Genomic DNA, 24,597 nt, shown 5'->3' with positions numbered 1-24,597 from the left:
ACGGCTGCTCCTTCGTCGCGGCCTACTCGACCACCGGGATCCCGACCACCGGGGCGGGGTCGCGGCCTACTCGACCACCGGGAACCCGACCACCGGGGCGGCGTCGCGGCCTACTCGACCACCGGGATCCCGACCACCGGGACGCGGTCGCGGCCTACTCGACCACCGGGGGGACGGCGCGGGCGGGACGGCCGAGGATCCGGCGCAGGCCGCGGATCGGATGCCACGCCGCGAGGTCCGCGAGCCCTCGCGCGAGCGGGTGCGGGAGGTCCGCGGGCGACGACATGGCGATGCTCCGCAGCGACATCGAGGGGAGCATCCGCACCACGAAGTGGGCGCTCTTCAGCCGCGCGTCCCGCTCGCGCGACTCGGGCATCGCGAGCGCGGCGCGGTAGTCGCGGCGCACCTTGCCGAGCGCGAACGCGAGCATCACGGCGCCGATCGCGGAGCGCTTCGCGTCGCCGAGCCGGGTCTCCATCCCGAGGCGACGCGTGCGCCGATGCACCGGCACGGGCCGCCCCAGCAGGGCGGGGAAGCTCGACGGGATGCCGCGGGGCGGCGTCGCGTACTCGGCGTCGACCTCGGCCGGATACGGCGAGCGCGAGGCGCGGCCCCCGGTCACCGCGAGCGGCGCGGTCAGGCGGATGTCGGCGGCGGAGGCCGCGAGCAGCACCTCGGCCTCGCCGTCCTCCAGGACCCAGTCGTGCTCGGCGACGTCCCAGTACGCGAGGTCGGCGAGGTCGAACGACAGCTCGACCCGCTCGGCGGCACCCGCGGCGACGCGCACCTTCGCGAACGCGCGGAGCTCCTTGTCAGCCCGGAACACCTCGCCGCGTGCGGCGCGGACGTACAGCTGCACGACCTCGGCCCCGTCGCGCCCACCCGTGTTCGCGATCACGGCGGATGCCACGACGCGACCCCGCTCGACGCGGACCTCGAGGTCGCGGTACTCGAACGACGTGTACGACAGGCCGTGGCCGAACGGGTAGCGCAGGTCGGTGCCCGCGAGGTCGTGGAAGCGGTAGCCCACGTAGATCGACTCGGCGTACTGCGCGACGACGTCGCGGTCGAAGTCGGCGGCGGAACTCGCGTCGTCGGCCGTGCGGGTCCAGGTCTCGGTGAGCTTCCCCGACGGGTTCGCCTCCCCGAACAGCAGCGCGGCGGTCGCCTCGCCGCCGTGCATGCCGGGCAGCGCGAGGTCGAGCACCGCGGCGAGCTCGTCGGCGAACGGGAGCTCGACCGGCGCACCGGCGAACAGCACGAGCACGACGCGCGCGCCGGCATCGAGCAGGGTGCGGAGGAGCGCCGTCTGCGGCACGCCGAGTCGCATGCTGCTCCGGTCGAACCCTTCGCTCTCCTCGAAGTCGTCGAGGCCGCCGAAGAACAGGACGGGTGCGTCCGCGCGGATCGCCGGCTCGGCCGCGGCGAGCGCGGCGCGCTCGAGCGAGGCATCCCGGTCCGTCGTCAGCGTGCGATAGCCGCGGGCGTAGGCGTAGGCGATCCCGCGGCGATCGAACGCGTCCTTCGGCGAGACGACCTCGGGCGGCAGGATGAGCGACGAGCCCGCGCCCTGGAAGCGCATCCGCTCGAACAGCTCGCCGATCACGACCAGGCCGGCGGCACCCGCGTCGAGCGGCAGGGTCCCGTCGTTGCCGAGCAGCACGGCGCTCCCGGTCGCGATCTCGCGCGCGAGGGCCGCGTGCGCGGCAGGGTCGTGCGGTCCGGCGTCGTGCGGGCGGGGGTCATGCCCCGAGGCATCCTCGCCCTGCCCGCCGATCGGTCGACCCGCCGTCGCGCGCTCGATCAGCCGGAGCATCCGGCGCACCGCCTCGTCGAGCACCTCGGGAGCGAGCCGGCCGTGTGCGACGGCCGAGACGATCTCGTGGCGGTTATGCGGGATGCCGCCCGGCATCTCGAGCTCGCAGCCCGCCTCGATGGCCGCGATGCGGTCGTGGAGCGCACCCCAGTCGGTCATCACGACCCCGTCGAACCCCCACTCGTCGCGGAGGATCCCGGTGAGGAGTTCGCGGTGATCGGAGCAGAACGTGCCGTTCAGCCGGTTGTAGGCGCACATCACGGTCGCGGGCCGCGCGTCGCGGACGATCCGCTCGAACGCGCGCAGGTAGATCTCGCGGAGCGCGCGCTCGTCGACGACGCTGTCGCCGACGAAGCGGTAGTCCTCGTTCGAGTTCGCGGCGAAGTGCTTGACGCTCGTCGCGACGCCCTCGCCCTGCACGCCGCGCACGAACTCGGTGCCGAACACGCCCGTGACCAGCGGATCCTCCGAGAAGTACTCGAAGTTCCGCCCGCAGAGCGGGTTGCGCATGATGTTCACGCCCGGTGCCAACAGGACCTGCACGCCGAGGTCGCGGCACTCGCGGCCGAGCGCGGCGCCCATGCGGCGCGCGAGCGTGCGATCCCACGAGTGCGCGAGCGTCGCGGACGTGGGGAACGCGGTCGACGGACGGCTGTCGCCGAGGTCGAACGCGCCGCCGTCGTCGCGCACGGTCCGGACGCCGTGGGGGCCGTCGGTGAGGAAGAGCGCGGGGATGCCGAGGCGCGGGACCGCGTGGGTGTACCACGAGTCGACGCCCTCGAGCAGGAGCGCCTTCTCGTCGAGGGTGAGCGCAGCGAGCACCTCGTCGAGGCTCGCCTCGCCGAATCGAACGTGTTCCGCCGTCGTCGCCTCGGTCATCCAGTCGTCTCCGCCATCGCCTCTGCCGACCCCATCGGATCAGCGCGATTGTAGGCCGTCAGCCGTGGACGGGGCTGAACGCGGACCTCCCCGCCGACGTGCTCCGCCGTTTCGGGCACCCCCCGCCCTGCCGGACCGGCCGCCGTCGGCGGGACGTGGCACGCTGGTGGGAGGCATCCGCTCGAGGCATCCGCGGAAGGGGCATCCGATGTGCGGAAGGTTCGTGGTCTCGCAGAAGGTCGAGGACCTCACCGACGTGTTCGACGCCGAGGACGACTTCGCCGACTGGCGACCGAACTTCTCGATCGCGCCGACCGACGTCGTGCCCATCGTGCGCGAGCGGGCCGATCGGGAGACGGGCGCGTTCACGCGGCGGGTCGAGCCCGCGGTCTGGAACTTCCACCCGTCGTTCATGAAGGAGTCCAAGCGCCCGCAGTTCAACAGCCGCATCGAGACGGTCGCGACGAACGGGCTCTGGAAGGGCGCGTTCGCGTCGGGCCGGTGCGTCGTGCCCATGCGCGGCTACTACGAGTGGACGGGCGAGCCCGGCCGCAAGGTCGCGCACTACCTGCACGGCGAGTCCGACCTGCTCGCCGCCGCCGGGATCTCGACAGCCCGCAAGCTCGACGACGGCACCTGGCAGGTCTCGACGTCGATCATCACGCGCGAGGCGAGGGATGCCTCGGGCGAGGTGCACGACCGGATGCCGGTGTACCTGCCGCTCGACGAGGTCGACCACTACCTCGACCCGACGAAGCTCGACGCGGGCGGAATGCAGGCCATGGTCGACTGGCTGATCGCCGCATCCGATCGGGTCGCACCGACCATCACCGAATACCAGGTCGACCCGCGCGTGAACAACCACCGCCGCATCGACCCGGCCGATCCGACGCTGATCGACCCGCTCGAATCCTGAGCGTCCTGCGCGCCCGCCCGCCCATCGGATGTGCGGGAATGTTCCGGCGGGCGTACGCTGTTGTATACCCCTATGGGGTATCTCCCCGCGAGACGGAAGGACTCACCATGCGCGACCTCGGACTCACGCCCGTCGGCTCGAACCCGACCCCGGCACACGGTGCGCACGGCGCCGGCGCCGCCGAGCTCGCGGCCGTCGACGGCACGGTCGTCGCCGACTACGGCGTCACGGGCATGACCTGTTCGCACTGCGTGTCGGCGGTCGCCGCCGAGTTCCGCGGGCTCGACGGCGTCCGGGCGGTGGGCATCGAGCTCGTCGCGGGCGGCGTCTCGCGTGTCCGCGTCGGCAGCGACGCCCCCCTCGAGGCATCCGCCGTGGCCGCCGCGATCGACGAGGCCGGCTACGAGCCGGCCGCGCTCCCCCGCTGACCCCGAGGACGAGCGGATGACCCAGCACATCGAGCTCGACGTCGGCGGCATGACGTGCGCGTCCTGCGCCGCCCGCATCGAGAAGAAGCTGAACCGGATGCCGGGAGTCGAGGCATCCGTGAACTACGCCACCGAGCAGGCGGCCGTGCTGCTGCCGGTGGGCACGTCGGCCGACGACGCGATCGCCGTCGTCGAGGCGACCGGGTACTCGGCCGAGCTCCGGGCCGCCCCGGTCCCGGCGGCGCACGACGCGCACGACGCCCACGACGACCATGGGCACGACACCCACTCCCACTTCGACCACGACCTCGAACTGCTGCCTGCGGCCACCGGCCCGACCGACCCCCGCGCGCGCCGCATCGAGGCCATCCGGATGCTGACCCGACGGCTCGCCGTCTCGACCGCGCTCACCGTGCCGGTCGTGCTCATGGCGATGGTGCCGGCGCTCCAGTTCCCGAACTGGCAGTGGCTGTCGCTCGCCCTCGCCGCTCCGGTCGCGATCTGGGGGGCGTGGCCCTTCCACCGGGCCGCATGGATGAACCTCCGCCACGGCGGCGTCACCATGGACACGCTCGTGAGCCTGGGCGTCCTCGCGGCGTTCGGGTGGTCGCTCTTCGCGCTCTTCCTCGGCGACGCCGGCATGCCCGGCATGCACATGTCGTTCACGCTGTTCGCCGAGCCCGGGTCGGGTGCCGACGAGCTGTACCTCGAGGTCGCCGCCGCGGTCACGGTGTTCATGCTGGTCGGGCGCCTGTTCGAGGCGCGCGCGAAGCTGCGCTCGACGGACGCCATCGCGGCACTGCTCGAACTCGGGGCGAAGGATGCCTCGGTGCTCCGCGACGGCGTCGAGGTGCGGGTCCCCATCGGCGAACTCGTCGTCGGCGACCGGTTCGTCGTGCGCCCGGGCGAGCAGGTCGCGACCGACGGGCGCATCGTGCAGGGCGAGTCCGCGATCGACGCGAGCCTGGTCACCGGCGAGTCGGTGCCGGTCGAGGTCGGCCCGGGCGACGCGGTCGTCGGCGCGACCGTGAACGCGGGCGGACGGCTCGTCGTCGAGGCCACGCGCGTCGGCGCGGACACCGAGCTTGCGACGATGGCACGGCTCGTCGAGGAGGCGCAGCAGGGCAAGGCCGACGTGCAGCGCCTCGCCGACCGCGTGTCGGCCGTGTTCGTGCCGATCGTCATCGCGCTGTCGGCCGCCGCACTGGTCGGCTGGCTGCTCGTCGGCGCCGGGTGGGAGGTCGCGTTCACGGCCGCCGTGGCGACCCTCATCATCGCGTGCCCGTGCGCGCTCGGGCTCGCGACGCCCACCGCGCTGCTCGTCGGCACGGGACGCGGCGCACGACTCGGCATCCTGATCCGCGGCCCGCAGGTGCTCGAGTCGACCAAGCGGGTCGACACGGTCGTCCTCGACAAGACCGGCACGGTCACCGAGGGCAGGATGTCCCTCGCCGAGGCCGTGCCCGCCGACGGCGAGTCGGCGGCCGACGTGCTGCGCATCGCCGCGGCCGTCGAGTCGGGCTCGGAGCACCCGGTCGCCGCCGCGATCGTCGCCGGTGCCGATGCCTCAGCCGACGCGCTGCCCGCGGTCGAGTCCTTCGCGGCCACCGCGGGGGACGGCGTGCACGGCATCGTCGAGGGCCGGCTCGTCGCGGTCGGCCGGCCCGAGTGGTTGGCGACGGCGTGGGGCATCCGTCTCGACCGACCGCTCGCCGAACGGCTGACCGCGCTCGAGGCGGACGGCCGGACCGTCGTCGCGGTCGCGTGGGACGGCGCGGCGCGGGGCATCCTCGCGGTGACCGACGCGGTGAAGCCGACGAGCGCGGACGCGATCGCACGGCTCCGCGGGCTCGGGCTCCGCCCGATCCTGGTGACCGGAGACAACGAGCGCGTCGCACGCGCGGTCGCGGCGGAGATCGGGATTGACGACGTCCGCGCGGACGTGCGGCCGGCCGGGAAGGCCGACGTCGTACGGGCGCTCCAGGCCGAGGGCCGGGTCGTCGCGATGGTCGGCGACGGCGTGAACGACGCGGTCGCGCTCGCGAGCGCGGACCTCGGCATCGCGATGGGCACGGGCACCGACGCGGCGATCGCGGCATCCGACCTCACCCTCGTGCGCAGCGACCTGCTCGCCGTCGGAGACGCGATCCGACTGTCGCGGCGCACGCTCGCGACGATCAAGGCGAACCTGTTCTGGGCGTTCGCGTACAACGTCGCGGCGATCCCGCTTGCGATGCTCGGGTTCCTGAGCCCGCTGCTGGCCGGTGCGGCGATGGCCGCCTCGTCGATGTTCGTCGTGGCGAACAGCCTGAGGTTGCGCCGGTTCGAATGATGGACCCAGGACCCGGGTCGCAGGCCCGAGGGCCGACTTCACGGCATCGGGTGCGGCCGGGGCATCCGGTTGCTAGGTTCGGATGCGCCGTGGCGAGGGGTCCGCGGCCGGGGGAAGGATGAGCACATGACCGACTTCGTCGACCCGCTCGAGGAGCCGTTCGGCTGGGATCGCGATCCGCGCGGAGCGCTCGATCCGGAGGTCCTCGAAGCGCTCGAGCTCCAACGCGACGAGGAACGGCGCGCTGCCGAGGCGGCGACCGACGGCGACGATCGGCCGGAGCCCGTCGACAACCTGGAGTGAGCGCGATCGGCGCGTGATCTCGATACGCGTCGCCTCCGGCGGCGCTCCTCGATCACCGGGGGAAGGGCGTCGCCTCCGGCGGCGCTCCTCGATCACCGGGGGGCGTTCACCACGATCGGTGGTCGAGTAGCGCCCGAGCGCAGCGAGGACGCGTATCGAGACCCGTCGGCCACCGGGTCAGGGGCGCGGCGCGAACGCGGCGTGGAACATCCGCGTGGCGCGCTCCGCGGCGTCCGCCCGCTCCGGGGCATCCGATCTCGCGAGCACGTCGGCCAGCATCGAGATCGCGAGCAGCACGTCGGCGGTGTCGACGTGCGCCCCGATGTGCCCGGCCGCGCGTTCGCGTTCGACCAGGGTCTGCGCGATCCCCTCGAGCCGGGCGGTCATGTGCACGGCCCGCTCGTCGTGGCGGTTGCGCCAGACGGCGTCGATGAGCGCCGATGAGACGACGGCCTGCTCGACGATCAGGTCGAGCAGCGTGTCGAGCGTGGCATCCGGCGGCTCGACCGCCGCCTCGATCGCGTCGATGTTCTCGTCGAACACGGCGACCGCGAGCGCGACCCGATCGGGGAAGTGCCGGTAGAGGCTCCCCTGGCCGACGCCGGCCCGCTTCGCGACCGCGTTCAGGGGCGCGTCGAACCCGTCGGCGGCGAAGACTTCGCGCGCCGCGGCGATGAGCGCCCGGCGATTCTCCGGGCCTGCGCTCGGCCCGCGATTCCGACGCTTCGGGTTCGCTGGGACTTCCTTCCCGGACGCTGGCACATTTGTTAGCGTAGTACCGGACAATGATGTCCGGTCAAGGAGGAGCACATGACCCGATCCTGGGATCGCGAGGTCGACGTACTGGTCGCAGGCACTGGAGCCGCGGGTATGACGGCGGCGATCGCGGCTGCAGACGCAGGCCTCGAAACCCTCATCGTCGAGAGCACCGGCCGCTGGGGCGGCACGACGATGCGGAGTGGTGGCGGCCTGTGGATGCCGAACAACCCGCTCATGCGGCGCAACCGCGTCGCCGACTCGCGCGAGGACGCGCTGACCTACCTCGAGGCCGCCATCGGCCCGGTCGAGGGGGTCGGACCGGCGAGCTCGCACGCACGTCGCGAGGCGTTCGTCGACCACGTCGCACCGACGTTCGACCTGCTCGAGCGCCTCGGCGTGAAGTGGATCGCCGCGAAGCAGTACCCCGACTACTACCCCGACCGCCCGGGCGGCAAGATCGGCCGCTCCATCGAGGTCGTGCCGATCAACGCCCGCCGGCTCGGCGACTGGCTGAAGACGTCGCGCATCAAGGACTCCGTCCCCGCGCCGCTGCGCAACGGCGACGTCGCCCTGCTCTCGCGGGCATGGTCGACGGCCTCCGGGTTCGTCGCGGGCGCGCAGTTCGTGTTCCGCACGCTCGGCGGCCTGCTGACCGGCCGGATGCTCGTCGGCATGGGCGGCGGCCTGATGATCAGCCTCGGGCTGATCGTGAAGGAACAGGGCACCGAGCTCCTGCTCGACTCGCCCCTGACGGAGCTCGTGCAGGACGACACGGGCGCCGTCGTCGGTGCGATCGTGCTGACCCCCGAGGGGCCGCTCGCGGTGCGCACGCGCCGAGGCGTCATCCTCGGCGCGGGCGGATTCGCGCACCACGCCGACTGGCGGACCGAGCACCAGGGCACCGCCGGATACACGTCGGCGGCAGAGGGCGACCTCGGCACCCCCATCGAGCTCGGCCGGAAGGCCGGCGCGGCGCTCGCCCTCATGGACGACGCCTGGTGGGGGGCATCCGTGCCGATCCCCGGCAAGCAGGCGCAGTTCGTGCTCAACGAGCGCAGCGACCCGTTCAGCATCGTCGTCGACCAGTCGGGCGAGCGGTACCTCAACGAGTCCGAGAGCTACATCGACTTCGGGCACCACCTGCTCGAGCGCAACGAGATCGTCCCGGCCGAGCCGTCGTGGCTCATCGTCGAGCGCCGCCACCGGCAGCGCTACATGTTCTCGGCGATGCTCATGGGCGGCAAGGCCCTCGCGGCCGACGGCATCGTGGTGAAGGCCGACACGATCGAGCAGCTCGCGCAGAAGCTCGGCATGAATCCGGCGAAGCTGCGGGCGACCGTCGACCGGTTCAACGGGTTCTGCGAGACGGGCGTCGACGAGGACTTCGGCCGCGGACGCACCGCCTACGACCGCTACTACAGCGACCCTCGCGTGAAGCCGAACCCGAACCTCGGACCGCTCGAGAAGGGCCCGTTCACGGCGATCAAGATCGTGCCGGGCGACCTCGGCACCAAGGGCGGCCTCCTCACCGACGAGCACGCGCGCGTGCTCGACGAGCAGGGAACGGTCATCCGCGGCCTCTACGCTGCCGGGAACACCACGGCCTCCGTGATGGGCCGCACCTACCCGGGCCCGGGCTCGACCATCGGCCCGGCCGCCGTCTTCGGATACCTCGCCGCGACGCATGCGGCCGGGGCATCCGACATCGACGTCGTCTCCGCGACGCCGAAGCAAGAAGAGAAGGAAGCACTCGCATGAGCACCACCAAGACCCTGACGGGCGACGACTCGATCAAGACCTGGCTCGACCACCCGGTCGGCGGTCCGATCCTGCGCGACATGCTCGCGCAGGGCGGCCAGTCCGCCGACGTGTTCCGGCCCGTCAGCCGGCTCGCGATCAAGCGGCTCGTCAAGATGAGCAAGGGGCAGTTCTCGCAGGAGACCCTCGACGCCATCATCGCCCGCGCCGCCGCCGGCGACGTGCCCGCAGGCGCCCCCGCGGCCGAGGTCGACTCCGAGACGGTCGACGAGATCGAGTCGGCGTTCCCCGCCGTCGAGGCCGAGCCGTGGGAAGAGGTCGTCACCCCCGGCCGGTTCGCCGGCAAGACCGTCATCGTCACCGGCGCCGGCAGCGGCATCGGCCGTGCGACGGCCTCGCGCATCGCACGCGAGGGCGGCCGCGTGATCGCGGTCGACATCTTCCAGGACCGCCTCGACGAGTTCGCGGCGGAGCTGCCCGACGCGCAGGTCGTGCCGATCGCGGGCGACATCACCTCCGACGAGGCGGTCGCCGCGATCGTCGCCGCCGCGGGCGAGCAGATCGACGGCCTCGCGAACATCGCGGGCATCATGGACGACATGACGCCGGTCGGCGAGCTCACCGACGCCGTCTGGAACCGCGTGATGGCGATCAACGTCACCGGCACGATGAAGCTCATGCGCGCGGTCATCCCCGCGATGCTCGCGAAGGGCAAGGGCTCGATCGTGAACACCGCCTCGGAGGCCGCGCTGCGCGGCTCGGCCGCAGGCGTCGCCTACACCGCGTCCAAGCACGCGGTGGCCGGCCTCACCAAGTCGACGGCGTTCATGTACGGCCCGAGCGGCATCCGCACCAACGCGGTCGCCCCCGGCCCGACCATCACGAACATCGAGGCGACGTTCGCGTCGCCGCTCGGCGCGGAGCGCGTGCGCAACGCGATGGCGATCCTGCCCGACGCGGCCGAGGCCGAGGCCCTCGCGGCCTCGATCACGTTCCTCCTGTCGGACGACGGCGTGAACATCAACGGCGTCATCCTCCCCTCGGACGGCGGCTGGTCCGTCGCCTGACGCACACGTCCTCGCGGGGCGGGCCGGATCGGAGGGAAGCCGAGCCGCCCGCCCTGCGGGGCATCACGCCCCGTCGAGCTCGCGGACGAGCCGCTTCGGGGCGACCGATCGCCAGGCGAGCTCGACGACCTCGTCGAGCCGCTCGGTCCCGATGGGCGCGAGCCGGAACAGCACGATCGCGTACCCGTCGAAGTGCGGGGTCGTGAAGAACACGTCCGGTTCGTCCCGCACCCACGCGAGCTTCACGCCCTCGTCGGGGACGTGGGCTCCCATGATCACGCCCGTCGGCGCGGCATCCCCGAGCGCGTCGTGGTCGGCCTTGCGCAACGGCCGCTCGAAGACGAACAGCCTGCCGTGCACCCGCCAGGCCGCGATGTCGGGCGGTGGGCGCAGGAGTCCCTCCGCGACGCCGGGCAGCGACATCGCGATGCGGCGCACCTCCTCCAGCGTGGCCATGCGCGTGAGGCTAGCGGATGCCTCGCCCCGCGGCATCCGTCGACCGCCTTCGACGCCGGGATGCCGCGATGCCGGCGCGCCGCGCGAGTCCCCGGAACGCGATATGCCGGTTCCGCCTCATCGCTGAGGGGGAACCGGCATACCGGATGCGCGGAACCGCTGCCCGTTGCTACCGGTCCGTCGAGGCCGACTCGGCCTCGGCCGGGGCGTCCTCGTGGGCGACGCCGTGCACGTGGTGCGTGCGCTCGAGCGCGGCGCCCTCGACGTCGACGTTCGGGATGATCCGGTCGAGCCACTTCGGCAGCCACCACGCGCCTCGGCCGACGAGGTGCATGACGGCCGGCATCAGGAGCATCCGCACGATGAACGCGTCGAACAGCACGCCGACCGCGAGGCCGAAGCCGAGCGGGCGCACGAGGCCGAGGTGCGAGAACACGAACCCGCCGAACACCGACACCATGATGAGCGCGGCGGCGGTGACGACCGCCCGGCCGTTGCGCAGGCCCGCGATCACCGCGTTCTTCGCCGGCAGGCCGTGGACGTACGCCTCGCGCATGCCCGACACGAGGAACAACTGGTAGTCCATCGCGAGGCCGAACAGCACACCCGTGATGATCACCGGCGCGAAGTTCAGCAGGGGTCCCGGATCGTGGACGCCGAACACCGGGCCGAGCCATCCCCACTGGTAGACCGCGACCATCGCGCCGAACGCGGCGAACAGGCTGAGCACGAAGCCACCCGTCGCGACGAGCGGGACCACGAGCGACCGGAACACCACGATCATGATCAGCAGCGACAGGCCGACCACGACGAGCAGGTAGATCGGCAACGCGTCCGAGAGCTTCTGCGAGATGTCGATGTTGCCGCTGGCCGTGCCGGCGACGCCGAGCGCGATCTCGCCGTCGACCGAGTCGACCGTGATCGGCGAGGCATCGCGCAGCTCGTGCACGAGCGCCTCGGTCGACTCGCTCGTCGGGCCCTCCGCGGGCACGACCTGGAACGCCAGGAAGTCCTGCTCCTCGCTCGCGCCGACCGGCGCGACCGCGACGACATCCTCCTGCGACATGAGCCAGTCGGCCAGGTCGGCCTGCACCAGCAGGAGCTCGTCGTCGTCGACCGACGCGGGCAGGTCGGCCGTCACGAGGAGCGGGCCGTTCTGTCCGGCGCCGAACTCGTCCGCGATGATCGAGTACGTCTGGTACTGCGTCGTGTCGGTCGCCTCGGACGAGGCGGCGGGCAGGCCGAGCCGCATCGAGAGGCCCGGGATGGCGATGATGAGCAGGGCCACGATGGATGCCACGAGCGTGAGGATCGCAGTCGAGGTGCGCATCGGCTTGATGACCGTGGCGGCGTGCGCCTCATGGCCGATCTGCGCCCGCGCGCGCTTGCCGAGCACGCGGAGCTTCAGGAGGCCGAGCATCGCCGGCGTCAGGGTGACCGCGATCAGCACGGCGACGAGCACGCAGGCCGCGCCGACGGTGCCCATGACGCCGAGGAACGGGATGCCCGTGACGTTGAGCGCGAGCAGCGCGACGAGCACGGTGGACCCGGCGAACACGACCGCGTTGCCCGAGGTGCCGTTGGCGAGGCCGATGGACTCGTGCAGCTCCACGCCGACGAGCAGCTGCCGTCGGTGCCGGTTGATGATGAACAGCGTGTAGTCGATGCCGACCGCGAGGCCGAGCATGACGCCGAGCACGGGCGTGACCGACGACATGTCGACGACGCCCGAGAACGCGAGCGAGCCGGCGACGCCGACGCCGACGCCGACGAGCGCCGAGACGAGCGGCAGCAGCGCGGGCAGGAGCGCCCGCAGCATGACGATCAGCACGAGGGCCGCGACGAGGACGCCGACGATCTCGCCGACGCCGATCAGGCCCTCGGTCGAGGTGGCGATCTCGGCCGAGTAGTCGACCGTGACGCCGTCGATGTCCTCCGCCTCGAGCACGTCGGCGGTCGCCGTCTTGGTGTCGGCGGAGAGCCCGAACACGGACTCCTCGAACTGGATCACGCCGATCGCGGTCGCGCCGTCGTCGGAGACCGTCTGGATCTCGGCACTCGCGTCGAGCAGGCGCTGGCCCGCGTCGAGCTGCTCGGCGTTCGCGTCGATCGTCGCCTGGTTGTCGTCGATCTGCTGCTGTCCGGCGTCGAGCTGGTCCTGCCCGGCGTCGAGCTGCGCCTGGCCCCCGTCGAGCTGGGCGCGCTGCGCGTCGATCTGCGCCTGCTGCGCGGTGAACTGCGCTTCGGCGAAGTCGTAGGTGCCGTCGGCCTTCGCCTGCGCGACGGCCTGATCGAGCTGCTGCTGGCCGGCTTCGAGCTGGGTGCGGCCGGCGTCGAGCTGCGCCTGCTGCGCGTCGACCTGCGCCTGCTGCGCGTCGAGCTCGGCCTGGCCGGCGTCGAGCTGCGCCTGCCCGTCCTCGAGCTGGGCCTGGCCGTCCGCGAGCTTCTGGGCCTGCGCGTCGCGCTCGGCCTTCGTGGTGAACGGGTCGATGGTGCTCGACACCCCGTCGATGCCGCCGGCTTCGTCGAGCAGGTCGGCGATCCCGGCCTGCTGGTCCTCGGTGAACGGCGCTCCGTCCTCGGTCTGGAACACGACCGTGCCGGTCGCCCCGCCGATGCCGTCCATCTCGTCCTCGAGCTGGTCGGTGACGCGGGTGGTCTCGGTGCCGGGGATGCTGAAGCTCGTCGCGAGGGTCCCCCCGAACGCGAGGAACGCGCCGACGGCGAGCGCGAGCACGACGAGCCATCCGACGATGACGGTCCAGGCGCGCCGCGCGGAGAACCGCCCGATGCGATAGAGGAGTTCGGCCATAACGATGAGCCTTTCGAGGAGTGGTCGGCATGGCACACCGTCGGGCCTCGGGTCAGGATAACCGACATTTGTCGGAAATCCCCCCAGACGGGAACATCCGGCTGGCAGAATCGCGGGTATGGACCCCCGGATCGTTCGCACGCGGCATCGCCTGCAGGCCGCGCTGCTCGAACTCGCGAGGGAGCATCCGCTCGACGACCTGACCGTCGCCGACATCGCGGAGCGCGCGGGCGTCAACCGCAGCAGCTTCTACCAGCACTACCCCGACAAGGACACGCTCCTCGCCGAGGCGCTCGACGCCGCACTCGACGCCGCCGAGGCGGGGCTCCCCCCGACGCTCGACTCGCTGGATGCCCCGCCCCCCGCGCTCCTCGGCTACCTCGCCCACATCGAGGCGAACGCGGCGATCTACGCGCGGGTACTCGGCGACCGCGGCTCGGCGCTCGTCGTCGAGCGCGTGCGCGCCCGCGTCGAACGCCTCGTCCGCGACGGCGTCGAGGGGTCCGGCATCGCCGCGTACCCGGGCCTGCCGATCGACGTCGTCGCGGCCGGCGTCACGGGCATCGCGCTCGGGGTCATCCGCGCGTGGCTCGACCGCGACCCCCGGCCGTCCGCCGAGGTCGCCGCGGACTGGCTCTGGCGGATGCTCCTCGGCCTCGCACCGTCCTGACCGGTCCGCGACCGCGGCCGCCCGATGTCGCACCCTCCGATGTCGCACGCGCCGATGTCGCACCGCGCGAGTACCGTCGCAGCATCATGCACGTGACGCTCGAACCCTGGAGCGACGGCGACCTGCCCGTCGTCGAACGCGCCAACACCCCGGAGATGACGCGGTACCTCGGCGGTCCGGAGCATCCCGATCAGGTCGTCGAGCGGCACCGCCGCTACCTCCGGTTGCAGGCGTCGGGCGAGGCGAGGATGTTCCGGATCGACGTCGACGGCGTCCCGGCCGGGTCCATCGGGTGGTGGCAGGTCGAACACGACGGGCTCCCGGCGTACGAGACCGGGTGGGGCGTCGAGCCCGCATGGCAGGGCCGCGGCATCGCGCGCGAAGCGCTCCGCCAGGTGATCCGCCGCGTCGCCGCGGAGGGCGACCGCCACCTCCTCGTGGCCTACCCGGGCGTGGCCAACCCCGCCTCGAACGCGCTGTGCGAAGGCGCCGGCTTCGAGCGCGCGGGCACCTCGACGCTGCCGTGGCGCGGCGGCGAACTCGAGGTCGCCACGTGGACCCTCGACCTGTCGCCGCTCGACCTCGGCGATCGCGTCGCCGACGTCGACGAGCGGTTCGAGGGAGACACGCTCGACCTCGACCGCTGGTGGCCGCACTACACGCCGCACTGGTCCTCGCGCGCGCGCTCGGCCGCCCGATGGACGGTCGACGGCGACGGCCTCGAGCTCCGCATCGACGACGACACCGAGCCGTGGGCGCCCGAGTGGGACGGCGACGTGCGTGTCTCGCACCTCCAGACCGGCCAGCACTCGGGGCCGATCGGCAGCGCCGACGGGCAGCACCGCTTCCGCGACGGCCTCGTCGTGCGCGAGGCGCAGGCCCCGCGTCGGCTGTGGCTCGTCCACCACGGCGTCATCGAGGTCCGCATGGCCGCGATCCGCCACCCGGCGGCGATGGTCGCCTGCTGGCCGATCGGGTTCGAGGCCGCGCCCGACGACTGCGGCGAGATCTGCATCTGCGAGATCTTCGGCCACGACCTCGACGACACCGGCGGGCTCGTCGGCGTCGGGGTGAAGCCGCAGCGGGATCCCCGGCTGCGCACCGACTTCGAGCAGGTCCGGGTCGACGGCGACCTCACCGCGATGCACGACTACGCGGTCGAGTGGGAGCCGCACCGGCTCCGCTTCTTCATCGACGGCCGATGGGTGAAGACCGTCGTGCAGTCGATCGACTACCCGGTGCAGCTCATGCTCGACGTCTACGAACTCCCGGATGCCTCGCGCCCGCGCGACACCACGGAGCATCCGCTGCGGTTCCGGGTCGAGCGCGTCCGCACGTTCCCGCCGCGCCCGACCGCCTGACCGGTCCGCAGCCTGCATGGCAGCGGCCCGATCGGACGAGCGACCAGATCAGTCGGCGACCGCGCCGCCCGACACGTCGAACGCGCGCAGCCGGCCGCACATCCCGAACCCGCGCTCGCCCGCGGGTTCCGGCGCCTGCGAGACCCGGGCCGCGGCGAGGTGCGGGTGGATGCCCCGGGCCAGGCCCTCGACGATCGCGAGACTCTGCTCGGCCTGCGCGAGCGGCCCGGCCGCGACGATCTCCGCCCAGCCGGGCGCGCGATCCGCGACGATCGCGGCCGCGGCCGCCTGGAACGCGCGGAGCGGACCGTCGTCGCCTCGGAGCAGCGCGTCGCGGATCGGCAGGTACCCCTCGACCGCGAGGTCGCGTCGGCGCCGGGCCGCGGCCGCGCGCACCGCGACGGATGCCCCGCTCCCGTCGTCGACCGGAAGCGCCGCGGCCGCCCGATACCGGTCGGGGTCGGCGACGACATCGACCGGGAACGTCATGACGGCGTCGCCGGCCTCCGGGAGGCCCGCGTTGCCCATGATCACGAGCACCTGCAGGCCGCCGAGATTGACGGCCCGGTGCACCGTGCCCGGCGTGAACCACACGACCGAGCCGGGTCCGAGCGGGGTCGCCCGGGCGCCCGACGGGTCGAGGGTGTGGAGTTCGCCCGCCCCGGCGACCACGACGTAGCACTCGGTCGACGCGAGATGCAGGTGCGGGCTCCCGCCCAGCAGCCCGTCGGGCGCCGCGTCGTCGTACACGTCGAGGAGCGTCACCGAGGTGCCGCCCGGGAACGTCGAGGCGGGCGAGCTCATGCGGAGGCTCCGATCGGCTGCACGACCTCGACGGTACCGGGCGGGGCATCCGTCGCGACATCCCGGGCGCCCGACGCGACATCCCGGGCGCCCGACGCGGCATCCGAACCGACCCGGGCGAGCACGGCGCGCACCGCGTCGGCGAGCGCAGGCGCCGCGGCGGCGTCGCCGTCGGCGATGCCCACGCCGTAGCGGAAGCGCGCGGTCTCGCCGGGCGCGATCTCGAGTTCCTCGCTGAAGAACGGCGCCGGGCAGAGGCACGCGAACTCGGCGTCGCGCGCGAACCACTGCGGCGGGTGCTGCGGGTTCTCGTGGTGGTCGACCATGAGCACGAGCGAGGTCGCGTCGACGTGGTCGTGCCGGCCCTCGAACGCCATCCACTCGTGGCGGCCGCCGCGGACCTCGTCGCCCGAGCCGATGCCGGTCGCGGTGACCAGCCGACCGCCCGTGAACGAGCGCGGCCCGCGCCAGAACAGGCCGCCGTACCCGGCGTTCTCCCGGCCGCGGGTCGTCGGCGAGCCGATCGGGATCGTGCGGTCGGCGACGTTCGTCATCGCGGTGTCGAACGTGAGCGCCCACGCGTCGTCGGAGAGGATGTCCGCGCGGAGCGCGCGCCGCTCGGTGAAGAGCGGTTCGCCGGCTTCGGTGATCCACTCGAGCCGGTGCACGAACTCGACGGCTCCGGCCTCCGCGGCGAGCGCGTCGATGCCGCGGTGCGCCTGGGTTCCGTCGTTCGCGAGCTGCACGTAGAACCGCCCGTGCACGTAGGTCGGGCCGCCCCAGAAGTTCTCGTCCTCGACGACGGGCAGTGACCAGGCGATGCCCTTGTGCCAGACGTGGTCGTGCGGGCGGAAGAGGCTGACCACGTGGCCGGCGCGCGTGCGGATGGGGTGCACGAACGGCTTCGGCGACTCGAGTTGCGGCGTCTCCGGGGCGTAGGTGTACCGGAACAGCTCGGTCTCGCCGTCCAGCGCCGTGAACCCGGTGCCCACCTCGTGCACGGCCCGAAGGCCCTGCCCCGCGCCGCTCACGCGACGACCTCCTTCACGCGCGCCCACGGCACGGCTCCGCCGTCCATGCTCCGGGAGAAGGGGTCCCCTGCGGAGATCTCCCCCGCCGCGACCGGGATGCCGCGGAACGCCGACGCATAGGTCGCGGCGGCGAACTCGATCGTGCGCCGTGCCTCGCCGACGGACACCTCGGGCGCCTCGCCGGACTCGAGGGCGTCGAGGATCGCCTCGACCTGCAGCCGGTGGCCGCTCGTGACGCCGGCGCCCTCGGACTCGTCCCACAGCGCCGCGAGGTCCTCGTGGCCGGGAGCCGGCGTGAAGGTCCAGTCGTCGTCGTCGTACCCGTACAGGTGCTCGACCTCGACGGTCGCGAACTCGTAGTCGAAGCGGAGGCGCGAGGTCTCGCGCGGCGAGACGACCGAGTTGACGACCGTCGCGACCGCGCCGTTCTCGAACTGCGCGAGCGCGATGGACACGTCCTCGGTGTCGGTCGGGCGCGACTGCCTGGCGGCGAACGCGCTCACGCGCGACCAGGGGCCGAGCACGGCCAGGAGCAGGTCGAACTGGTGGATGCCGTGACCCATGGTCGGGCCGCCGCCCTCGACCTCCCACCGCCCGCGCCACGGCACGTCGAAGTACTCGTCGGGCCGGTACCAGAGGGTCTCGCAGGTCGCGACGAGCGGCCGGCCGAGGACCCCGGATGCCGCGAGCCGCCGGAGCCTGCGCACTGCGGGCCCGAACCGGTGCTGGAAGACGGTGAGCACCGGGACGCCGGTCTCGGCGTTCACGCGGACGAGCTCGTCCATCTCGGCGAGGCTGAGCACGGTCGGCTTCTCGACCAGCGAGGCGACGCCGGCCCGCATGGCCTGGACGGCGATCGGCGCGTGGGTCTTGGGCGGGGTGCAGACGTGCACGAGGTCGAGCCCCGGGTGGGCTGCGAACACGCCGGCGGCGTCCGCGTGCACGTCGGCACGACCGCCGTACTCGGCGGCGAACGCGCGGGCCCGGTCGAGGTCGACGTCGGCGACGGCGACGAGCTCGACGCGGTCGCCGAGCTCCGCGAGCGCGTCGGCGTGGGCGTGGGCGATGCCGCCGGTGCCGATGATGGCGACCCGGAACGGCGTGGACTTCGCAGGCATGTGCGGTGGTGCTCCTTCGATGCGTGATGGTCATCCGAGGGGGTCGCCGGGAGACGGCCCCCTCGGATGCGTGCCACCCGAGGGGTCGCAGGCAGTCGGCCCGCTCGGATGTCGGTCGCGGCTAGGCCGCGTCGATCTCGGCCTGCAGCTCGGCGATGAACGCCTCGGCTGCGTCGAGCGGCTTCGTCTGGCCCGCGAGGACCTCCTGCGTGTAGCGCTGGAGGATGCCCTCGATGCCGCTCGCGCCGTTCGGGGTGACCACCGGCGCGTCGCCGGCCGTGATGCGGCCCAGGTACTCGACCGCGGCGGCGTTCGTCGGGGTCAGGCTGTCCGAGAGGTACTCGCGGATGGCGTCGTTCGCGGGGATGCCGCGCTCGGTGCCGATGATGTCCGCGGCCGTCTCGCTGTTGGTCAGGAAGTCGATGAGGAGCGCGGCCTCGGCGGGGTGCTCGGACTTCGACGACACCGACCAGTACATGGACGGCTTGTAGAAGTTCGGGTGGACGTCCTTCGGCTCGGGGAGCTTGACGAGCCGCAGGTCGGCGCCGCTCGCGTCGGCGAGTGCGGTGATCTGCGTGTTCCACGCCGAGCCGAGCGCGACCTTGCCCGTCGCGATCGCGCCGGCCGAGATGCCCGCGGTCTGGCTCTCGACGATCGCGGCGGGCTGCTGGAGGCCGCCCGCGGCGATGAGGTCGAGCTGGTACTGCCACATGTCGGCGATGGTCTCGGGCGACGCGGTCACGTCGCCGGACTCGTCGAAGAGCTCCTCGCCCGCCTGGCGGACCCAGTACTTCAGGCCGCCCGTGTCGAAGCCGACGATCTGCGCGGACCCGGTGATCGCGCCGCCGCTCTGCTCCGTGAGCTCGGTGGCGAGGTCCGCGTAGTCGTCCCAGGTCCAGGTCTCGTCGTCGGGGAGGTCGACGCCGTACTGGGCGAACAGGTCGGCGTTCGCGATGAGCGAGTAGGTGGCGACGCCGATCGGGAGCGCGTACTGCGTGCCGTCGACGAGGCCGGTCGCGAGCGCCTCGTCGGCGATGTCCGACGTGTCGACGTCGAGCCCGCCGAGGTCGTACAGGGCGCCGCGGGCGCCGTAGGAGGCGAGGTACAGCTCGTCCATCTGGACGACGTCGGGCATCTCGCCCGCCGCGGTCGAGGTGGCCAGCTGGTCCCAGTAGCCGTTCCAATCGGTGTACTGCGGCTCGACCGTGATGTTCGGGTACTCCGCCTCGAACGCGTCGATGGCGGCCTGGGTCTGCTCGGCGCGCGCGTCGCCGCCCCACCAGGTCAAGCTGATCGTGACGGGCTCGTCGCTCAGCTCCGGGCCGCTGTCGGCGGCGGGGGCGCTGCCGCCGGCGCAGCCGGCGAGCGTCAGCGCCGCGGTGGCGGCGACGGCGGCGCCGATGCCGGCCTTCCGCAGGAACGTGGTGCGCATGGTGACTCCTTGGTCTCTTCTTCGGGAACGAAGGGGTGGGTGGGTGGGTGGTGGGGGGGGTGGTGCTACTTGCCTCCGGTCGTCGCGATGCCCTGGATGAGGAATCGCTGGCCGAGGAGGAAGACGAGGAACACCGGCAGGAGCGAGACGACGCTCATCGCGAAGATCGCGCCCCAGTCGGTGGCCGACTGCGCGTCGACGAAGGCGCGCAGTGCGAGCGGCGTGGTGTACTTCTCGGGCTTCGTCAGGTAGATGAGCTGCGAGAAGAAGTCGTTCCACACCCAGATGAAGGTGAAGATCGTGGTCGTGCCGAGCGCCGGCACCATCAGCGGGAGGATCACCTGCAGGAAGGTCCGGCCGTGACCGGCGCCGTCGATGCGGGCCGCCTCGTCGAGCTCCTTCGGGATGCCGCGGATGAACTGGACCATGAGGAACACGAAGAACGCGTCGGTCGCGAGGATCTTCGGGATGATCAGCGGCAGGTACGTGTTCACCCAGCCGAGCTGGGAGAACATGATGTACTGCGGAACGATGATCACGTGGAACGGGAGCATGATCGTCACGAGCATGATCGCGAACCACCACTTCTTCCCGCGGAAGTTCAACCGCGCGAACGCGTAGGCGGCCATCGAGCACGCGACGAGGTTGCCGAGGATGCAGCCGGCCACGACGAGCGCCGAGTTGATGAGGTAGTGCCCGAAGGGCTGTGCGAACGCGTTCCAGCCGTTGACGTAGTTCTCGATCTCGAACGTCTTCAGCACGAGGCTCGGGTCGTTGAAGATCCGGTCGTTCGGTCGGAGCGAGCTCGCGACCATCCAGAGCACCGGGTAGATCATGAGCAGCGCGCCCGCGATGAGGGCGACGTGCTTCAGGATGCTCCGCACCGGGCTGAAGACCCGACGGTTGCGGCTGCGCGCGGGCGTCCGGGTCGCTCCGGTCGGTGCGGCGAGGATCGCGGAGGTCGCCGTGTCGTCGTGGCGACGGCGGTTCAGCAGGTCAGTCATCGTAGAACACCCAGTACTTCGAAGCCCAGAAGTTGATCGCAGTGAAGGCGCCGATGATGACCACCAGCAGCCAGGCGAGTGCGGACGCGTAGCCCATGTCGAACGAGCCGAATCCGCGCTGGTAGAGGTAGAGCGAGAACACCAGCGTCGAGTCGGCCGGCCCGCCCGTGCCGCTCGAGACGACGAACGCCTGCGTGAACGACTGGAACGAGTGGATGATCTGCAGCACGAGGTTGAAGAAGATGATCGGGCTGAGCAGCGGCATCGTGAGGCCCCAGAACTGCCGCCACTTGGATGCCCCGTCGACGCTCGCCGCCTCGTAGTAGGAGGACGGGATCTGGCGCAGGCCGGCGAGGAAGATCACCATCGGCGCGCCGAAGGTCCAGACGTTGAGCAGGATGAGCGTCCAGAGCGCGGTGTCCGGGTCGGAGATCCATCCCTTGCCCTCGATGCCGAAGAGCGCGAGGAACTGGTTGAAGAGGCCGTCGATGCCGAAGATCGTCCGCCACAGCACGGCGATCGCGACGCTGCCTCCGATGAGCGAGGGCAGGTAGTAGACCGACCGGTAGAAGCTCAGGCCGCGCACGCCGCGGTCGAGGAGGACCGCGAGGGCGAGCGCGAGGGCGAGCTGCAGCGGCACCGAGACGAGCACGTAGGTGAAGGTCACGCCGAGCGACTTGTGCAGCCGCTCGTCGGTGAGCATGCGCGTGAAGTTGTCGAGCCCGGTGAACACCGGCGGCTGGAGGAGGTTGTACTTCGTGAAGCCCAGCCACAGCGAGTAGAGCATCGGACCGGCGGTGATCGCGAACAGTCCGACGAACCAGGGCCCGAGGAAGACGAGGGCGGCCTTGCCGTCGCGCTTCGTGGCCTGGGTGGACGCGCCGTTGAGGTGGCGGAGTTCGTTGATCGCGCTCATGCCCGATCGCCTTCCCGCTCGCTGCTGCGGCACGCCTCGATCGGCCGCGTTCGGCGGCGGGGCGAGGTGGGGCTCGACACGGATGCTCCTTCGGATCGGTGACACGAGGGTGAACGACCACCGCAAATAGTGATCGTTCACCCTCAGGTGTGGAAGACGATAGTGAACGATCACCATCTGTGTCAACATGGTCATCGACACCACACGATGGGAGCCAGACGGCATGACGGAACCAGCACCGGCCGAACGCCGACCGACGATCATGGAGGTCGCGAAGCTGGCCGGCGTCTCGCACCAGACGGTCTCCCGGTACATCCGGTTCAACTCGGGCGTGAAGCCCGAGACGAAGGCCCGCCTCGACGCGGCGATCGCCGAGCTCGGCTACCGGCCGAACCTCGTCGCGCGCTCGATGCGCACCAGGCGCACCGGTCGACTCGCAGTGCTCGTCCCCGAGCTCGAGCACAACCCCTCGAGGATGCTCTCGGGCGCGAGCGACGCCGCGCATCACGCCGGCTACTCCATCGACGTCCTCAGCGTCCCCGGCGGCGCCGTCGCGCGCGCCGCGCGCATCGTCGAGCTCGCCGACTCCGGGCAGGTCGAGGGCGTCCTCTCGTTCTCACCCGTGTCGGCCGACTCCGAGGGCCGGTTCGCGACCGCGGGCACCGCGGTCGTCGTCGCCGCCGAGTTCGACGACCAGATGCGCGGAATCGGCGAACTGACGGATGCCTCGCCCGTCGTCGCGATCATCGAGCGCCTCGCCGAACTCGGCCACCGCCGGTTCTTCCACGTGGCCGGCGGCGTCGAGTTCGCGTCCGCGCGAGCGCGCACGCAGGCCTACCTCGACACGGTCGCCCGGCTCGGGCTCGAGTCGATCGGCGTGCACGACGGCGAGTGGTCCGGCGAGTCCGGCGTGGCCGCGATGCACGCGCTGCCCGAGGCATCCGACCGACGGCCGACAGCCGTGATCGCGGCCAACGACCTGATCGCGGCCGGTGTCCTCCGCGGCGCGCACGAGCGCGGGTGGAGCGTGCCGGGCGACCTCAGCGTGACCGGGTGGGACGACGACCCGATGGGCCGATTCCTCACGCCGACGCTGACCACGGTCCGCATCGACCTCGAACTGCTCGGCCGCACGGCGATGGAGCGGCTGATCTCGGTCATCCGCGACGAGACGCCGCCGACGACCGCTGGGCCGCTCACGCGCGTGATCTGGCGGGAGTCGACCGCGGTCGCGCCGTCCTGAGCCCGGCCGCCGGCTACGCCCGTTCCCACACCGCGGCGAGCGCCTGGCCGCCGCCGATGCACATGGTCTCGAGCGCGAGCGTGCCGTCGAACGCGGGCAGCTCGTTCGCGAGCGTCGCGAGCATGCGGATGCCCGTTGCGCCGATCGGATGCCCGATCGAGATGCCGCTCCCGCGCGGGTTGAGGCGCGGGTCCTCGGCGTCGAGGCCCCAGTCGGCGAGGCACGCGAGCACCTGCACGGCGAATGCCTCGTTGAGCTCGATCACGTCGACGTCGCCCATCGCGAGCCCGGCGCGCGCGAGCGCGAGGTTCGACGCGGGCACGGGCGCCACGCCGAATCGCTCGGGGTCGTTGCCGGCGACGGCCCACGACACCAGCCGGAGCGACGGGGCGAGCCCGAGTTCCGCGGCCCGCTCGGGCGTGGTCACGACGACGGCCGCGGCCGCGTCGTTCTGTCCGCTCGCGTTGCCGGCGGTGACGGTCGCATCGGCGTCGGATGCCCCGAGCATCGGCCGGAGCGCGGCCAGCGCCTCGAGCGTGGTGTCGCCCCGGGGGTGCTCGTCGCGGTCGACCACCGTCGGCCCGCGGCGGCCCGGGACCTCGACGGGCACGAGTTCGGCGTCGAATGCGCCCGACTCCTGGGCGGCGACCGCCCGCCGGTGGGACCGCAGTGCGAGCGCGTCCTGCGCCTCGCGCGGGATCCCGTACTCGCGGCGCAGGAGTTCGGCCGCGCCGACGTTGCCCTCGGGCGACGGGTGGAAGCGCCCGCCGACCGTCGCGCGGCCGCGCGCGAGCGCGTCGTGCAGCATCAGCCCGCCGGGCGGCAGGCCGCGCCGGCCCTGCTCGGTGTAGAGGGGCGCGTTCGACATCGACTCCGCGCCGAGCGCGACGACGACGTCGGAGACGCCGGTCTGGACCTCCATCGCCGCGTTCAGCACGGCCTGGAGTCCCGACCCGCAGCGCCGGTCGAGCTGGTACCCGGTCGTGGTCACGGGGAATCCGGCGTTCAGCGCGGCGACGCGACCGAACGCGGGGGCCTCCATCGACGGATAGCCCTGCGCGCCGATCACGCCGTCGACCGCGGCGGGGTCCAGGCCCGTCCGCTCGAGCAGCGCGCGCAGCACGGTCTCGGCGAGCGCGAGCGCCGAGACCGGCGCGAGCGCGCCGCCGAAGCGGCCGACCGGCGTGCGCAGCGGCGAGCAGACGACCACGTCGCGGAGCTCGGTCATGCGGAGGCCCCGCCTTCGCCGGTCGAGGAGCGCCCGAGCGGAGCGAGGACGCGTCTCGAGGCCGACGGGACTCGGTCTCGAGACGCGTCGCCTCCGGCGGCGCTCCTCGACCACCGGGACGTGCGGCTCCGCCGCGCGCGGTGCTGATCGGTGGTCGAGTAGGCCGCGACGAAGGAGGAGCCGTATCGAGACCCGGTGACGCGTCTCGAGGCCGACGAGACTCGGTCTCGAGACGCGTCGCCTCCGGCGGCGCTCCTCGACCAC

Annotated in this window: 20 protein-coding genes; 9 read left to right on the top strand and 11 right to left on the bottom strand. The window is 72.3% G+C overall.

Going from position 1 to position 24,597, the window contains the following annotated elements; all coding sequences use genetic code 11:
• Window positions 1–154: 154 nt before the first annotated feature.
• Complete coding sequence (locus tag ACDF64_RS05215) at window positions 155–2,695, bottom strand: glycoside hydrolase family 3 N-terminal domain-containing protein (RefSeq protein WP_394553845.1); 2,541 nt, start codon at window positions 2,693–2,695, stop codon at window positions 155–157.
• Window positions 2,696–2,903: 208 nt separating this feature from the next.
• On the opposite strand from ACDF64_RS05215, the gene ACDF64_RS05210 reads away from it, so the two are divergent.
• From ACDF64_RS05210 to ACDF64_RS05195, 4 genes are all read left to right on the top strand, one after another.
• Window positions 2,904–3,611, top strand: coding sequence for an SOS response-associated peptidase (locus tag ACDF64_RS05210; RefSeq protein ID WP_394553844.1), 708 nt, complete (start codon window positions 2,904–2,906; stop codon window positions 3,609–3,611).
• A gap of 107 nt (window positions 3,612–3,718) precedes the next feature.
• Window positions 3,719–4,039 carry a heavy-metal-associated domain-containing protein gene (locus ACDF64_RS05205; RefSeq protein ID WP_394553842.1) on the top strand — a complete coding sequence of 107 codons (321 nt, stop codon included), beginning with the start codon at window positions 3,719–3,721 and terminating at the stop codon, window positions 4,037–4,039.
• Window positions 4,040–4,055: 16 nt separating this feature from the next.
• Window positions 4,056–6,371 carry a heavy metal translocating P-type ATPase gene (locus ACDF64_RS05200; protein ID WP_394553840.1) on the top strand — a complete coding sequence of 772 codons (2,316 nt, stop codon included), beginning with the start codon at window positions 4,056–4,058 and terminating at the stop codon, window positions 6,369–6,371.
• Between the two features lie 126 nt (window positions 6,372–6,497).
• Window positions 6,498–6,674 carry a hypothetical protein gene (locus ACDF64_RS05195; RefSeq protein WP_394553839.1) on the top strand — a complete coding sequence of 59 codons (177 nt, stop codon included), beginning with the start codon at window positions 6,498–6,500 and terminating at the stop codon, window positions 6,672–6,674.
• A 177-nt stretch (window positions 6,675–6,851) separates the two neighbouring features.
• Here ACDF64_RS05195 and ACDF64_RS05190 read toward each other — a convergent pair whose 3' ends face one another.
• On the bottom strand, window positions 6,852–7,436 hold the full coding sequence (locus ACDF64_RS05190) for a TetR family transcriptional regulator (RefSeq protein WP_394553838.1): 585 nt from the start codon (window positions 7,434–7,436) through the stop codon (window positions 6,852–6,854).
• Between the two features lie 48 nt (window positions 7,437–7,484).
• Between ACDF64_RS05190 and ACDF64_RS05185 the strand changes: the two genes are divergently transcribed.
• The gene (locus ACDF64_RS05185) at window positions 7,485–9,191 is read left to right on the top strand and encodes an FAD-binding protein (protein WP_394553836.1); all 1,707 of its coding nucleotides are present in this window, start codon (window positions 7,485–7,487) and stop codon (window positions 9,189–9,191) included.
• The gene (locus ACDF64_RS05180; protein ID WP_394553835.1) at window positions 9,188–10,258 is read left to right on the top strand and encodes an SDR family NAD(P)-dependent oxidoreductase; all 1,071 of its coding nucleotides are present in this window, start codon (window positions 9,188–9,190) and stop codon (window positions 10,256–10,258) included. Before ACDF64_RS05185 ends, ACDF64_RS05180 begins: the two co-directional genes overlap by 4 nt.
• Window positions 10,259–10,321: 63 nt before the next feature.
• Here ACDF64_RS05180 and ACDF64_RS05175 read toward each other — a convergent pair whose 3' ends face one another.
• Both ACDF64_RS05175 and ACDF64_RS05170 read right to left on the bottom strand, forming a co-directional pair.
• Window positions 10,322–10,714 (bottom strand): MmcQ/YjbR family DNA-binding protein, encoded by a 393-nt coding sequence (locus ACDF64_RS05175; RefSeq protein WP_394553833.1) that lies wholly within the window; start codon window positions 10,712–10,714, stop codon window positions 10,322–10,324.
• A 169-nt stretch (window positions 10,715–10,883) separates the two neighbouring features.
• Window positions 10,884–13,526 carry an MMPL family transporter gene (locus ACDF64_RS05170; protein WP_394553830.1) on the bottom strand — a complete coding sequence of 881 codons (2,643 nt, stop codon included), beginning with the start codon at window positions 13,524–13,526 and terminating at the stop codon, window positions 10,884–10,886.
• Between the two features lie 118 nt (window positions 13,527–13,644).
• On the opposite strand from ACDF64_RS05170, the gene ACDF64_RS05165 reads away from it, so the two are divergent.
• Both ACDF64_RS05165 and ACDF64_RS05160 read left to right on the top strand, forming a co-directional pair.
• Window positions 13,645–14,196, top strand: coding sequence for a TetR/AcrR family transcriptional regulator (locus tag ACDF64_RS05165; protein WP_394553829.1), 552 nt, complete (start codon window positions 13,645–13,647; stop codon window positions 14,194–14,196).
• A 92-nt stretch (window positions 14,197–14,288) separates the two neighbouring features.
• Complete coding sequence (locus ACDF64_RS05160) at window positions 14,289–15,557, top strand: GNAT family N-acetyltransferase (protein ID WP_394553828.1); 1,269 nt, start codon at window positions 14,289–14,291, stop codon at window positions 15,555–15,557.
• Window positions 15,558–15,605: 48 nt separating this feature from the next.
• On the opposite strand, the gene ACDF64_RS05155 is transcribed toward ACDF64_RS05160, so the two are convergent.
• From ACDF64_RS05155 to ACDF64_RS05130, 6 genes are all read right to left on the bottom strand, one after another.
• Entirely contained in the window at window positions 15,606–16,361 is a 756-nt protein-coding gene (locus ACDF64_RS05155; RefSeq protein ID WP_394553826.1) for a cupin domain-containing protein, read from the bottom strand.
• Window positions 16,358–17,392, bottom strand: a complete 1,035-nt coding sequence (locus ACDF64_RS05150; protein ID WP_394553825.1) for a PmoA family protein — start codon at window positions 17,390–17,392, stop codon at window positions 16,358–16,360. The genes ACDF64_RS05155 and ACDF64_RS05150 overlap by 4 nt, the downstream gene beginning before the upstream one ends.
• Window positions 17,389–18,510: a Gfo/Idh/MocA family protein gene (locus tag ACDF64_RS05145; protein WP_394553823.1), complete on the bottom strand. Its 1,122-nt coding sequence runs from the start codon at window positions 18,508–18,510 to the stop codon at window positions 17,389–17,391. The genes ACDF64_RS05150 and ACDF64_RS05145 overlap by 4 nt, the downstream gene beginning before the upstream one ends.
• A 121-nt stretch (window positions 18,511–18,631) precedes the next feature.
• Window positions 18,632–19,942 carry an ABC transporter substrate-binding protein gene (locus tag ACDF64_RS05140; RefSeq protein ID WP_394553821.1) on the bottom strand — a complete coding sequence of 437 codons (1,311 nt, stop codon included), beginning with the start codon at window positions 19,940–19,942 and terminating at the stop codon, window positions 18,632–18,634.
• Between the two features lie 65 nt (window positions 19,943–20,007).
• Window positions 20,008–20,946 carry a carbohydrate ABC transporter permease gene (locus tag ACDF64_RS05135; RefSeq protein WP_394553819.1) on the bottom strand — a complete coding sequence of 313 codons (939 nt, stop codon included), beginning with the start codon at window positions 20,944–20,946 and terminating at the stop codon, window positions 20,008–20,010.
• The gene (locus ACDF64_RS05130; RefSeq protein WP_394553817.1) at window positions 20,939–21,862 is read right to left on the bottom strand and encodes a carbohydrate ABC transporter permease; all 924 of its coding nucleotides are present in this window, start codon (window positions 21,860–21,862) and stop codon (window positions 20,939–20,941) included. Before ACDF64_RS05130 ends, ACDF64_RS05135 begins: the two co-directional genes overlap by 8 nt.
• Before the next feature lie 223 nt (window positions 21,863–22,085).
• Between ACDF64_RS05130 and ACDF64_RS05125 the strand changes: the two genes are divergently transcribed.
• Window positions 22,086–23,105: a LacI family DNA-binding transcriptional regulator gene (locus tag ACDF64_RS05125; RefSeq protein WP_394553815.1), complete on the top strand. Its 1,020-nt coding sequence runs from the start codon at window positions 22,086–22,088 to the stop codon at window positions 23,103–23,105.
• A 13-nt stretch (window positions 23,106–23,118) separates the two neighbouring features.
• On the opposite strand, the gene ACDF64_RS05120 is transcribed toward ACDF64_RS05125, so the two are convergent.
• Window positions 23,119–24,333, bottom strand: coding sequence for an acetyl-CoA C-acetyltransferase (locus ACDF64_RS05120; RefSeq protein ID WP_394553813.1), 1,215 nt, complete (start codon window positions 24,331–24,333; stop codon window positions 23,119–23,121).
• Between the last annotated feature and the right edge of the window lie 264 nt (window positions 24,334–24,597).

Origin of the sequence: Agromyces sp. MMS24-JH15, from assembly GCF_043518605.1 — a bacterium.
Lineage (GTDB): Bacteria > Actinomycetota > Actinomycetes > Actinomycetales > Microbacteriaceae > Agromyces.
Note: the sequence above shows the minus strand (reverse complement) of the source record. Positions and strands in the feature narration are given on the sequence as shown.